This window comes from Rhodococcus sp. 1163 (assembly GCF_002091985.1).
In the GTDB taxonomy this organism is placed as follows: domain Bacteria; phylum Actinomycetota; class Actinomycetes; order Mycobacteriales; family Mycobacteriaceae; genus Rhodococcoides.
Genome location: NZ_MKKX01000017.1, coordinates 333282 through 345543, shown reverse-complemented (window position 1 = coordinate 345543; position 12262 = coordinate 333282). Strand labels below are relative to the sequence as shown.

The following is a 12262-nucleotide window of genomic DNA, read 5'->3' as shown; positions in this document are numbered from 1 at the left end:
CCGCTTACCGGGTGAAACGGACATTCAGATGAGTGTGAGAGCTGACACAGCGGCAAAGAAGCCGCTTCGGGCCGACGCGGAACGAAACCGCAAACGCATCGTCGAGGCAGCTCGCGAGCTGTTCGCATTGCGCGGAATCGACATCACTCTCGACGACGTCGCCGATCATGCGAAGGTCGGCGTCGGAACCGTCTATCGGCGCTTCTCGTGCAAAGAAGAGCTCATCGATGGTGTCTTCGAACAGCGGCTCGAGGAGATGACCGTGTTCGCTGAGGAGGCGTTGACCACCGCCGACCCGTGGCAAGGCCTCGTGGTGTTCCTCGATAGATTGTGCGAGGGGATGTCCGCAGACCGGGGTCTCGGTGAGGTCGTACTCGGCACGGACGAGGGCTGCGCGGGGATCGCGCAGGTGCGCGAACGGCTCGAGCCCTTCGTCGAGAAGATCGTACTCCGAGCGAAGGCGTCGGGTCAGCTCCGCGGCGACGTCGAGGTCAACGACATCATTCCGCTGATCAGCATGGTCTCCACAGGCGCCGAATTCACCTCCGCGGTGGACGCCGGCAATTGGCGACGCTACTTCACCGTGGTTCTCGACGGGCTCCGATCCGAACCCGGTGCGGCGACCGCTCTGCCGGGGCGTGCACTCACCGGAGTCGAGCTCGACTCGGCGAAAGCTGCAATGCATCGCCGTCGCCGCTGATCTGTTTTTTGTGATTGTTCACAAGGTTCACGCCGGTGCGCGGTGGGTTGAACCATCAGTCTTTCGCCTGTGCTGTACATCACGTATGGTCCGTCACGAGTGTTGCTACTGCCTAGTAATAACGGCGGCGACAGTGGACCTATGGGGGTAATGCATGCGAGCGTCACGGGTAGTCGGACCGGCCGTCGGAGCCGTTCTGCTGGCAGCAACAGCGATGACGCCCTTGGCGTCGGCTCAGCCGCCATCGGGTTCATCGACCGGATCGACGGTGGAGTCCGACTTCTACCTACCTCCGAGCCCACTGCCCGACGGCGATGCAGGGGACGTCATCCGCTCCGAGCCCTCGCATTTGGCGATCTCGGTGCCCACCATCGGTGGGGCACTCCCCGGCGAGGCTACTCGAATCATGTACCGCAGCAAGGATTCCAACGGTGATCCGATCGCAGTGACTGGCACCTACATCGATCCGGCGGCAGACTGGACCGGCCCAGGTCCGCGACCGCTCGTGAGTCTCGCACCCGGTACGCAGGGGCAGGGCGACCAGTGTGCGCCATCGAAGATGTTGAACAACCTCATCACCTACACGCCGCCGTTCGATGCCATGGTGGAGTACGAGGTGCTCGCCGCATACGCGTTGCTGTCTCAGGGATATGGCGTCGTCATCACCGACTACGAGGGACTCGGCACCCCGGGTGCCCACACTTACGTCAACCGCGCTGCCGAAGGGCATGCTGTTCTCGATGCGGCTCGGGCAGCGCAGAGTCTCTCCGGCACAGAGATTTCCACCGATGGACCCGTCGGACTGTACGGCTACTCACAGGGTGGAGGCGCGGCGGCGTCCGGTGCAGAACTGGCATCCGAGTACGCGCCGGAACTGAACATCGTCGGTACGTACGCAGGGGCCCCGCCGGCTGATCTGAAGTCGACACTCGAACAGGTGGACGGCACCATCCTCACCGGCGTGATCGGTTACACGCTCAACGGCTTGCTCGAATCCGACCCGGATCTTCAGCCGATCATCGACGAGAACATCAACGGTGCAGGCAAGGCGATGTTGAGAGAGGTCGCTGATCAATGTGTCGGCGCCACGATTCTGACGGTCGGGTTGCATCGCACGCAGGAGTACACCAACACAGGCGAACCGATGTCGGTTGTTCTCGACAGGCTACCCAGGGCTCAGGAGATATTGGCGGCCAACAAGATCGGCGAACGCACACCGAACGCGCCCGTGCTGATTCAGTCCGGCACGTCCGACGACGTCGTCCCACACGGTCAAGCCGTGCAGCTGGCCGCTGACTGGTGCAGTCAAGGTGCAACCGTTCAGCTCAGCAGTGCTCAGGTACCGGCCATAGTGCCGGGATCGGGTGCAGGACACATCATTCCGGATCTACTCGGACTCGGTGAAGCGCAGAGCTGGATGAAGGATCGTTTCGACGGAGTCCCAGCGCCGTCGAATTGCTGAGGTGATCTCGTACGGTCCGGGCACAGTCAGCGCGGGCCGTACATGATCACGGCGACGCCGAGAAGGCAGAGTGCTGCTCCTGTCACGTCCCACCTGTCCGGCTCGAAGCCGTCGGCGATCATTCCCCAGGCGAGAGACCCCGCGACGAAGACACCGCCGTACGCGGCGAGGATGCGGCCGAAATTGGCGTCCGGCTGCAGCGTCGCGACGAATCCGTAGGCACCGAGCGCAACGACACCTGCGCCGACCCAGATCCATCCGCGGTGTTCTCTGACTCCCTGCCATACCAGCCACGCCCCGCCGATCTCCAGCACTGCAGCGACGCCGAACAACAGGATGGATTTGAGTACCGTCACGTGTGCACGATTCCATATGTTCACCGAAGTGCCATAGGTTTCCCAAGTGTAGGAGGATCAACACTCGGGTAACAGGGTGAAGGTATGTACACAGCGAGGGGCGGCGGCAGATGATCGTGACCGATCGAGGTCAATCGAGTAAGCCCAACGGAGGTAGGTAGCTCATGCGTGAGCAGTACAACGTCACCTTGGATTCCCTCGCAGCCGATCTTGCATCGATGTGCGGACTTGCGGAATCTGCGATGGAATCGGCTACCAGGGCCTTGCTGACCGCGGATCTCGCAGTCGCGGAACACACCATCTCCGGCAGGGAAACGATCGACAGAGCTGCAGCCGACTGGGAGCACCAAGCCTTCGGTGTCCTCGCGTTGCAGTCGCCCGTCGCACTGGACCTGCGAATCATGGTCAGCGGACTTCACATTGTTGCCGATCTCCAACGCATGGGTGGACTTGCCATCCATATCGCCGAGCTCGCTCGACGCAGGCACCCTGCACACGTACTGCCGGTCGAGGTGGAGAGTGTGTTCGCCGAGATGGGGCGCGTCGCCGTCGAACAGGCAGATTCGACGCGCAAGGTTCTGCTCTCCCGTGACGCCGAACTGGCCACCGAGCTGCAGACCAAGGACGAGGCGATGGACGAACTCCACCGGAGCTTGTTCACTCTGACGTCCGCACCGGGCTGGCCGCACGGCATTCCTGCTGCCGTCGACATCACGTTGCTCGGCCGATTCTACGAACGGTTCTCCGATCACACTGTCGAGGTTGCCAAGCGGGTCATCTTCCTCGTCACCGGTGAATTTCGGTCCGACGAGACATAGTCGAGCCATACAGTTCGGCCACGACATCGCAGCTGGAACCCGATAACGGAATTTCCTCCCGCGTGGGAGGATCGGAGTTATGTCTCCTACTCTGCACCTGGTCGGCGACCCAGAAGCCGATGCGCTGCTCGCCGAGGACCCTTTCGCGTTGCTGATCGGAATGCTTCTCGATCAGCAGGTTCCGATGGAATCGGCATTCGCCGGTCCGAAGAAACTCGTCGACCGTCTTGGTGATCTGAACGTCGAGACCATTGCGACAGCCGACCCGGAGGAGTTCGCGGCCGTGTGTGCCACAACGCCTGCGGTACATCGCTTTCCGGCTTCGATGGCCAAACGTATTCAAGGACTTGCGGAATACCTCGTCGAGAACTACGACGGTAAGCCGGATCAGATCTGGCGCCGTGACAGTCCTGACGGACCCGAAGTACTGAAGCGGCTGAAGGCTTTGCCGGGGTACGGAGATCAGAAGGCCCGCATCTTTCTCGCGTTGCTGGGCAAGCAGATGGAAGTGACGCCCGACGGGTGGCGCAAGGCCGCAGGCGCGTACGGGGACGAGGGGTCGCGGCGGTCGATCGCCGATGTCGTCGACGAGAAGTCGCTCCTCGAAGTCCGCGAATTCAAGAAAGCAGCCAAGGCAGCAGCCAAGAAAAAGTGACGTACGAGCACTGGCTCGAGAGTATCGACGAGGCATCGCTGGCCCGTCTTCTCGGCAAGCGTCCCGACGTGGCGCTCGATCCGCCACCGCGCACGTATGCCGCGCTTGCCCACCTTCTGCGGCGCGATCGATCGTTGGATGCCGCCATACGTGAACTCGACGTGGGTGCGCTGTCTCTGCTCGTCATTCTCGCTGGACGCGAATCGATCTCGCGTTCGGACCTCGGTATCGCGGTCGCGGAGGGGATCGAATGCACGACGGCCGAGGTCGATCGCGCGGTGGGATCGCTGATCGATCTCGGGCTCTGCTTGCCGGTCGGTGAGGGTTACACCTCCATTGTCGAGAACCTCGAACGTCTGAATCTGCACGCACTCCTCGACGTGTCGCGGCCTGTCATGGTCGAGCGTGGGACAGCGAATGTGCAATCGCAGGAACTTGCCGTGGCCGGGTTCTGCGACCTCGTCGAAGCAGTGCTCGTGGAAGTCGATGCAGGCTCCGTGAAAGCGGTCAGGGCAGGGGGAGTGGGGAGTCGCGAGCTTCGGGCACTTGCCAAGGGCGTCGGCGCTGATATCGACGACGTCGAACTTGTTCTCGGTCTCGCAGGCGAACTGCGTCTCGTCGACGCTCACGCTCCGCTACTGCGATGCACGACCGAGTGCGGCGACTGGCAATCGATGGACCGGGCAACGAAATACGCGAAGATCGTGGAAGCGTGGTGGTGGTCGGAGGGCGCCGCGACGAATTCCTTGCAAGCGAACGGCAAGCGGGCGCAGACACTCGGTCCGATCGCCCCGAATCCATCGACGGCCGTGCTTCGTCGACGCATGATCGACTCGATCCCGGACGGTGGTTTTCTCGACGTCGACTCGGCTGTGGACTACTCAGTGTGGAAGCTGCCCCGGTTCGCGGCCGAGGCGAACCCCGGTGATGTCGCGGCCGTGTGGCGCGAGGCATCCGCGCTCGGGATCATCGTCGACGGTGCTCCGACGGACTTGTCACGACTGCTCGGCAGCCTGGGAACTACCGCCGATGCGACGGTAGTTGCACCCGCTGTCCACCAGCTCGTCCACCGAGCCGAATCAGTAGTGCGGTTGTTGCCCGATCTCACTGCCGTGGTGTCCGGCCCTGTGAGCGAACGTGTTTCGCTGCTTCTCACGGGATCGGCGACCCGCGAATCGCGCGGCGCTGCGTCGGCCTGGCGGTTCAGCGACCGGTCCATCCGCGGTTGGCTCGATCGAGGTGGCTCCGGTGAAGAACTGCTCGAGTCTCTGGCTGCAACTGCGTCGACCGAAATGCCACAGTCCCTCGAATACCTGATCCGTGATGTCTTGCGACGGCACGGGGCAATCACCGTCGACGGGGTGTCCGGGCGCATCGAGTCTCGAGATGCCGCGCTCATCGCCGAGATTCACGCGCGCGCACTTTTCGACGCCGAAAGGTGCGCGGACACAGCCCTGGCCCCGTCGATACCGGCGCACAGTGTGCTCGACGCGTTGCGATCCGCGGGATACGCCCCAGTGCTCACCGGCGACTTCGCACCGACCGAGGTGGCCCGGGTGTCACCTCGACCGCTACAGCCCCGCATCGTTCCGATCTCGCCGCAGCGCACCGAAGTCGGTGTGTTGGCGCGCGCTCTCGTGACAGGTGATCCGGTCGAGGTCGATGTAGCCCGATTGGCCGCTCGTGTGAAGACCGTTCATCACCTCCCGGCCAGAGATGCCGACGCCCTCGCAGGAGCTATCGCGCTCGGCACCGAGGTGACAGTCGATGTACTTACCGCGGGCATGGGCATCGTCAAGGACACGATCGGTGACATCCTCCTCGATTCCGGTACGTTGCATGCCTGGTCGGAACGGTTGCAGACCAGGCGGACCATCCGGATCTCGAATGTCCGGATGGTCGTCGCGCCGCTGTTGTGAACTCGAGGCTGGGCCATCGGCGCCGATGTCGGCGTTCGCCGGTACCCTTTCGGCGTGGCTCTCTACCGGAAGTACCGTCCTGCGACGTTCGCTGAGGTTGTCGGGCAGGAGCACGTCACCGAGCCCTTGAGTGTGGCGCTCAACTCCAACCGAATCAACCACGCCTACCTCTTCTCCGGCCCACGTGGCTGCGGCAAGACGTCGTCGGCGCGCATCCTCGCGCGTTCGCTGAACTGCGCCGAGGGCCCTACCTCCACACCCTGTGGGGTGTGTAATTCCTGTGTCGCGCTCGCGCCGGGTGGACCAGGCAACTTCGACGTCGTAGAGATGGACGCAGCGAGTCACGGCGGCGTCGACGATGCCCGTGATCTTCGGGACAAAGCGGTGTATGCGCCCGCTGAGTCTCGTTACGTCATCTTCATCATCGATGAGGCTCACATGGTGACCACGGCGGGCTTCAACGCCCTGCTGAAGGTGGTCGAGGAGCCGCCGGAGCATCTGGTCTTCATCTTCGCCACCACCGAGCCGGAGAAGGTGCTGCCGACCATTCGGTCACGCACGCACCACTACCCGTTCCGGTTGCTGCCCCCGTCGACCATGCGCGGACTGCTCGAGAAGATCTGTGTGCAGGAGAACGCGATCGTCGCGGACCCGGTGTTTCCGCTCGTCATCCGTGCAGGAGGTGGATCGCCGCGTGATTCGCTGAGCGTATTGGATCAGCTCCTCGCGGGCGCAGGTCCGGAGGGCGTGACATACCCCCGGGCGCTGTCCTTGCTCGGAGTCACCGATGTCGCACTGATCGACGAGGCAGTCGACGCTCTCGCTGCCGGCGACGGTGGCTCCCTGTTCGGCACCATCGACAAGGTCGTAGATGCCGGTCACGATCCACGCAGGTTCGCCACCGACCTCCTCGAGCGGCTGCGCGACCTCATCCTGATGCGCGCCGTGCCCGACGCCGGGGAACGAGGTCTGGTCGATGTGCCGGGCGACGTGCTCGAACGACTCCGCGAAGAGTCCACGCGCATCGGCTCGGCAACCTTGGCGCGCTATGCGGAAATCGTGCACTCCGGATTGGGGGAGATGCGTGGGGCCACTGCACCGCGACTTCTCCTGGAGGTGATGTGTGCACGCATGCTTCTGCCCTCCGCTTCCGACGCCGAATCTGCCGTCCTTCAACGTCTCGAGCGCCTGGAACGGCGTCTCGACGTGACCCTTCCCGCCGGTGAACAGGCCGCGGTCGATCGGGCCGCGGTTGTCGAGGATGCAGCCCCGAGACGGATCGAGGCGTCGGCACCGGTGGCACCAGTGGCACCGGTGCCACCGGTGGAGGACACTCCGTCGAAGTTCGTTCGCCCCTCACAACGGCCGGTGGCAGAGGCGCCTGCGGTGACTGTGCCTACACCTGAGCCCGCCGCGGCTCCTGCCATGCCCCCGCCCCAGCCCCAGCCTGCGCCCCAGCCTGCGCCCCAGCCTGCGGTGACCGTGCCTGCGCCGGCGCCCATCGTGACGCCGGAACCGGATCCAGTGCCGAAACCAGCGCCCGAGCCGGAACCGGTCCACGTGCCGGAGCCAGTGCCGAATGCGGAACCCGAGCCGGTCCACGTGCCGGAGCCAGTGCCGAGTGCAGAGCCTGAGCCGGCTCTTGTATCGCCGCCGGAGCAAGAGCACGAGGCCGAATCGCAGCCCGAGCTTTCGGCTGTCAGTGAGCCGGTTGCCAGTGAGCCGGTTGCCAGTGACCCGGTTGTCAGCGAGCCGGTCGTCAGCGAGCCGGAGCCCGCGCCGGCTCCTGTCGCAGAGTCGAATCAACCCGACGCGGCGGCGGTACGTGCGGTGTGGTCCGAGGTCAGGACCAAGGTTCGCGAGCGCAGCCGTACGGTCGAGGTCATGCTGTCCGGGGCGTCGGTGCGCGCCGTCGAAGTCGATTCGATCACCCTCGGCCACGATTCGGCCCCGCTGGCCAAGAGACTCGGAGAGCCGCGAAACGCCGATGTCATTCGAGACGCACTGCGTGATGTTTTCGGGGTCGACTGGGCCGTGACCTGCGTCGTAGGTGCGACGGCACCGGCTGAAGAGGTCTCGGCATCGAAGGGTGGTCCCGAGGCTCCGAAGGCCCCGTCGACAAAATTCTCACGACCGAGCCAGAGCAACAAGACGGCGCGAACGACCGAAGACGCATTCGGGTCGGCGGGGGATGGATCGGGCTACGACGACATTCCGCCACCTGAAGCGCCGGACTACCCTGACGACCCCGAGCCGGCAGGTCCGCCACCGCCGGAAACCGCTGAGGACGAGGAAGAGCTCATGAAGGCGGCCGCAGAGCCTGCGGATCCATCGATCAGGCGCGACCCGGATACGGTTGCACTGGAGTTGATTCAAAGTCAGCTGGGCGGAACTCCTTTGAAGGAGTAGCGCTGCTCGTAGCGGAGAAATCCGCTCAGGCGAAGTTGTTGTCGAGTGCTGTCCTGTGCACTCGACAACAAGGAGCTAGGCCGGCTCGATATCTTCCGGATCCACGAAGACCAGGCGTCCGTCGTCGAGTGCGACCGCATATCGACGGGCGAGAGCCCAGCCGCGATCTGTCACCGCGGCCTGTTGGTCGCCGAAGTCTTCCTTGACCACGCCGGACTCTTTAGGCCACTGCTCACGCGACAGCTCGGCATCGGAGCTGTAGCGGACCTTCACATGTGCGCCGACAGCAAGGGGCTGCTGGGTGTCCATGGACATCAACTCCTGATCTTCCACAAATATCCCCCCGCTATGTCGATTGTAGGTCTACCCAGCACCTTCGAAACCCAAACTGCCCATTCGGTCACAGACAATGCTCGTTTAGGTCCTGTCCCTTCAGTGGTAACACGTTCTAGTCTGTACACAGCCGAGGTGTAATCCTCGTGTCCTGCAGCGTCCTGACCGGCGCTGCCACCGAAATCAGTACGTGGAAGGAACTGCACGCTGTGACTACAGAGGCGTTCATTTACGAAGCCATCAGAACCCCGCGCGGTAAAGGAAAGAACGGCTCGCTGCACTCCGTCAAGCCGATCTCGCTGGTTACCGGGTTGATCGACGAACTTCGTCGTCGATTCCCGGATCTGGACGAGAACCGCATCTCGGACCTGATCCTGGGCGTCGTGTCGCCGGTAGGCGATCAGGGTATGGATATCGCCCGCACCGCCGTTCTCGCCGCGAAGATGCCGGACACCGTGGGCGGATTCCAGCTCAACCGGTTCTGCGCTTCCGGTCTCGAAGCAATCAACCTCGCCGCACAGAAGGTGCGCTCCGGCTGGGATGAGCTCGTGATCGCAGGCGGCGTCGAATCGATGTCTCGTGTTCCGATGGGTAGCGACGGTGGCGCGTGGGCGCTGGACCCGGCCACCAACTACGACACCTACTTCGCCCCGCAGGGGATCGGCGCCGACCTGATCGCGACGATCGAGGGCTTCACCCGCGAAGACGTCGACGCATATGCAGTGCAGTCGCAGGAGCGCGCGGCGGCAGCATGGTCGGGTGGCTACTTTGCCAAGTCGGTCGTGCCCGTAACCGATCAGAATGGTTTGCTGATCCTCGATCAGGACGAGCACATGCGTCCGGGCAGCACCGTCGAATCGCTCGGCAAGCTGAACTCGGCGTTCGCCGGAGTTGCCGCCATGGGCGGTTTCGACGACGTCGCGCTGCAGAAGTACCACTGGATCGACAAGATCAATCACGTGCACACCGGTGGTAACAGCTCCGGCATCGTCGACGGCGCAGCCCTCGTCCTCGTCGGCAGCGAGCAGGCAGGCAAAGACCTGAACCTGGTTCCGCGGGCGCGTGTCGTAGCAACCGCGACGAGCGGCGCCGACACCACCATCATGCTCACCGGACCGACACCGGCGGCGAAGAAGGTTCTTGCGACAGCAGGCTTGACCGTCGACGACATCGATCTCTTCGAGTTGAACGAAGCGTTCGCATCGGTCGTGCTGCGTTTCCAGAAGGACCTGAACATCCCGAACGAGAAGCTCAACGTCAACGGCGGAGCTATCGCGATGGGTCACCCACTGGGCGCCACCGGAGCCATGATCACCGGAACCGTGCTCGACGAGCTCGAGCGCCGCGGAGGCCGTTACGCACTCATCACCCTGTGCATCGGCGGCGGCATGGGCGTTGCCACCATCATCGAGCGAGTCTGAGGCGAAGATATGACAAACACTGAAGCAAGCAAAGACAACATGATCAAGTGGGAGCAGGACTCCGACGGCATCGTCGTGCTCACGATGGACGACCCCAACCAGGGCGCCAACACGATGAACCAGTTGTACAAGGACTCGATGGCCATCACCATCGACCGTCTCGAAGCCGAGAAGGACTCGATCACGGGCGTCGTCATCACCTCCGCGAAGAAGACCTTCTTCGCCGGTGGCGACCTGAAGAACATGATGAAGATCGGACCCGACGACGCACAGCAGGTGTTCGGCGAGGCCCAGAACCTCAAAGCGCAGCTGCGCCGCGTAGAGAAGCTCGGCAAGCCCGTCGTCGCAGCCATCAACGGTGCTGCACTCGGCGGTGGTTTCGAAATCGCACTCGCAACGCATCACCGTATTGCGGCGAATGTATCCGGAGTCCAGCTCGGCCTCCCCGAGGTCTCCCTCGGACTGCTTCCCGGTGGCGGTGGCGTCACGCGCATCACCCGCCTCCTCGGCATCCAGACCGGCTTCATGACGGTCCTCGCCCAGGGCACCCGATTCCGTCCCGACAAGGCGCTCGAGATCGGTCTCGTCCACGAACTCGTCGACAGCATCGACGCGCTCGTACCGGCCGCCAAGGCGTGGATCAAGGCCAACCCAGAGGGCGGCGTCGCTCCGTGGGACGTCAAGGGCTACAAGATTCCAGGTGGAACACCGTCGAGTCCGGCGCTGGCCGCGGTTCTGCCTGCCTTTCCCTCGAACCTGCGCAAGCAGCTCAAGGGTGCACCGATGCCCGCGCCGCGTGCAATCCTCGCCGCTGCAGTCGAAGGGGCCCAGGTCGACTTCGACAACGCGTCGACGATCGAGTCGCGGTACTTCACCGAGTTGGTCACCGGGCAGATCTCGAAGAACATGATTCAGGCGTTCTTCTTCGACATTCAGGCGATCAACGCAGGCAAGTCGCGTCCCGACGGCATCGAGAAGACGAAGTTCACCAAGGTCGCCGTCCTCGGTGCAGGCATGATGGGCGCCGGAATCGCCTACGTGTGCGCAAAGGCCGGCATCGACGTCGTGCTCAAGGACGTAGCCATCGAGTCTGCGCAGAAGGGCAAGGCGTACTCCGAGACCATCGAGGCCAAGGCACTCTCGCGTGGGAAGACCACCCAGGAGAAGTCCGACGCACTGCTGGCTCGGATCCACCCGACCGCCGATGCCAAGGACGTCGAAGGCGCCGATCTCGTCATCGAGGCGGTCTTCGAGTCCGAGGAGCTCAAGCAGAAGGTGTTCCAGGAGATCGAGGATCTCGTCGATCCGAAGGCATTGCTCGGCTCGAACACCTCGACGTTGCCGATCACGAGCCTGGCGAAGGGAATCAAGCGCCAGGAAGACTTCATCGGACTCCACTTCTTCAGTCCAGTCGACAAGATGCCGCTGGTGGAGATCATCCGCGGCGAGAAGACGTCGGACGCTGCGTTGGCGAAGGCCTTCGATCTCGTCCAGCTCATCAAGAAGACCCCGATCGTCGTCAACGACAGCCGTGGGTTCTTCACTTCTCGCGTCATCGGCACATTCATCAACGAGGCAATCGCGATGCTCGGCGAGGGTGTCGAGCCGGCGTCCATCGAGCAGGCAGGCCTGCAAGCTGGCTACCCCGCAGCGCCGCTGCAGCTCTCGGACGAGCTGACGCTGACGCTGATGCAGAAAATCCGCAAGGAGACCTACGACGCGGTCGTCGCGGCCGGCGGCACTCCTCCCGTGGATCCGGCAGGCGAGGTCATCAACAAGATGGTCGACGAGTTCGAGCGTCCGAGCAAGCTCAAGGGTGCAGGCTTCTACGAGTACGCCGACGGCAAGCGCACCGGCCTGTGGCCCGGACTGCGTGATGCGTTCAAGTCGGGTACCTCGGAAGCTCCGTTCGAGGATCTCATCGAGCGCATGCTCTTCATCGAGGCACTCGAGACGCAGAAGTGCTTCGACGAAGGCGTGCTGACTTCCACGGCCGACGCCAACATCGGATCGATCTTCGGCATCGGGTACCCAGCCTGGACGGGCGGCGTGCACCAGTACATCGTCGGCTACAAGGGTGGTCAGGCGGGCTTCGTCGCGCGTGCCGACGAGCTCGCGGCAAAGTACGGCGAGCGGTTCACAGCGCCGGACTCGCTCCGCTCCTAGCTAGACATGTGAGTGGGGATACG

The 12262-nt window shown here is 63.5% G+C and carries 10 protein-coding genes; 8 read left to right on the top strand and 2 right to left on the bottom strand.

What is annotated here, in order from left to right; genetic code table 11:
- Positions 1 to 28: 28 nt before the first annotated feature.
- Positions 29 to 700, top strand: coding sequence for a TetR/AcrR family transcriptional regulator (locus BJD99_RS05090; RefSeq protein WP_084345693.1), 672 nt, complete (start codon positions 29 to 31; stop codon positions 698 to 700).
- Positions 701 to 854: 154 nt separating this feature from the next.
- Positions 855 to 2162, top strand: coding sequence for a lipase family protein (locus BJD99_RS05085; protein ID WP_084345692.1), 1308 nt, complete (start codon positions 855 to 857; stop codon positions 2160 to 2162).
- Positions 2163 to 2188: 26 nt separating this feature from the next.
- Here BJD99_RS05085 and BJD99_RS05080 read toward each other — a convergent pair whose 3' ends face one another.
- Entirely contained in the window at positions 2189 to 2518 is a 330-nt protein-coding gene (locus tag BJD99_RS05080; RefSeq protein ID WP_084345691.1) for a YnfA family protein, read from the bottom strand.
- Positions 2519 to 2682: 164 nt separating this feature from the next.
- Here BJD99_RS05080 and phoU point away from each other — a divergent pair, with 164 nt between their 5' ends.
- From phoU to BJD99_RS05060, 4 genes are all read left to right on the top strand, one after another.
- The gene (gene phoU / locus BJD99_RS05075; protein WP_084345690.1) at positions 2683 to 3336 is read left to right on the top strand and encodes a phosphate signaling complex protein PhoU; all 654 of its coding nucleotides are present in this window, start codon (positions 2683 to 2685) and stop codon (positions 3334 to 3336) included.
- Positions 3337 to 3415: 79 nt separating this feature from the next.
- Positions 3416 to 3991, top strand: a complete 576-nt coding sequence (locus tag BJD99_RS05070) for an HhH-GPD-type base excision DNA repair protein (protein WP_084345689.1) — start codon at positions 3416 to 3418, stop codon at positions 3989 to 3991.
- A complete protein-coding gene (locus BJD99_RS05065; protein ID WP_084345688.1) occupies positions 3988 to 5910 on the top strand; it encodes a helicase-associated domain-containing protein in 1923 nt (640 codons plus the stop codon). Before BJD99_RS05070 ends, BJD99_RS05065 begins: the two co-directional genes overlap by 4 nt.
- A gap of 54 nt (positions 5911 to 5964) precedes the next feature.
- A complete protein-coding gene (locus BJD99_RS05060) occupies positions 5965 to 8319 on the top strand; it encodes a DNA polymerase III subunit gamma and tau (RefSeq protein WP_143542056.1) in 2355 nt (784 codons plus the stop codon).
- 75 nt (positions 8320 to 8394) lie between these two features.
- Here BJD99_RS05060 and BJD99_RS05055 read toward each other — a convergent pair whose 3' ends face one another.
- Entirely contained in the window at positions 8395 to 8628 is a 234-nt protein-coding gene (locus tag BJD99_RS05055; protein ID WP_256895495.1) for a hypothetical protein, read from the bottom strand.
- Between the two features lie 233 nt (positions 8629 to 8861).
- Here BJD99_RS05055 and BJD99_RS05050 point away from each other — a divergent pair, with 233 nt between their 5' ends.
- Positions 8862 to 10073 (top strand): acetyl-CoA C-acetyltransferase, encoded by a 1212-nt coding sequence (locus BJD99_RS05050; protein WP_084345915.1) that lies wholly within the window; start codon positions 8862 to 8864, stop codon positions 10071 to 10073.
- A 9-nt stretch (positions 10074 to 10082) separates the two neighbouring features.
- Complete coding sequence (locus BJD99_RS05045; protein WP_084345687.1) at positions 10083 to 12239, top strand: 3-hydroxyacyl-CoA dehydrogenase NAD-binding domain-containing protein; 2157 nt, start codon at positions 10083 to 10085, stop codon at positions 12237 to 12239.
- Positions 12240 to 12262: the final 23 nt, after the last annotated feature.

Bases quoted from the DNA above. Each gene is read 5' to 3' on its own strand.
- BJD99_RS05090 (WP_084345693.1), top strand. From the start codon at position 29: ATGAGTGTGAGAGCTGACACAGCGGCAAAGAAGCCGCTTCGGGCCGAC.
- BJD99_RS05085 (WP_084345692.1), top strand. From the start codon at position 855: ATGCGAGCGTCACGGGTAGTCGGACCGGCCGTCGGAGCCGTTCTGCTG.
- phoU (WP_084345690.1), top strand. From the start codon at position 2,683: ATGCGTGAGCAGTACAACGTCACCTTGGATTCCCTCGCAGCCGATCTT.
- BJD99_RS05070 (WP_084345689.1), top strand. From the start codon at position 3,416: ATGTCTCCTACTCTGCACCTGGTCGGCGACCCAGAAGCCGATGCGCTG.
- BJD99_RS05055 (WP_256895495.1), bottom strand. From the start codon at position 8,628: ATGGACACCCAGCAGCCCCTTGCTGTCGGCGCACATGTGAAGGTCCGC.
- BJD99_RS05045 (WP_084345687.1), top strand. From the start codon at position 10,083: ATGACAAACACTGAAGCAAGCAAAGACAACATGATCAAGTGGGAGCAG.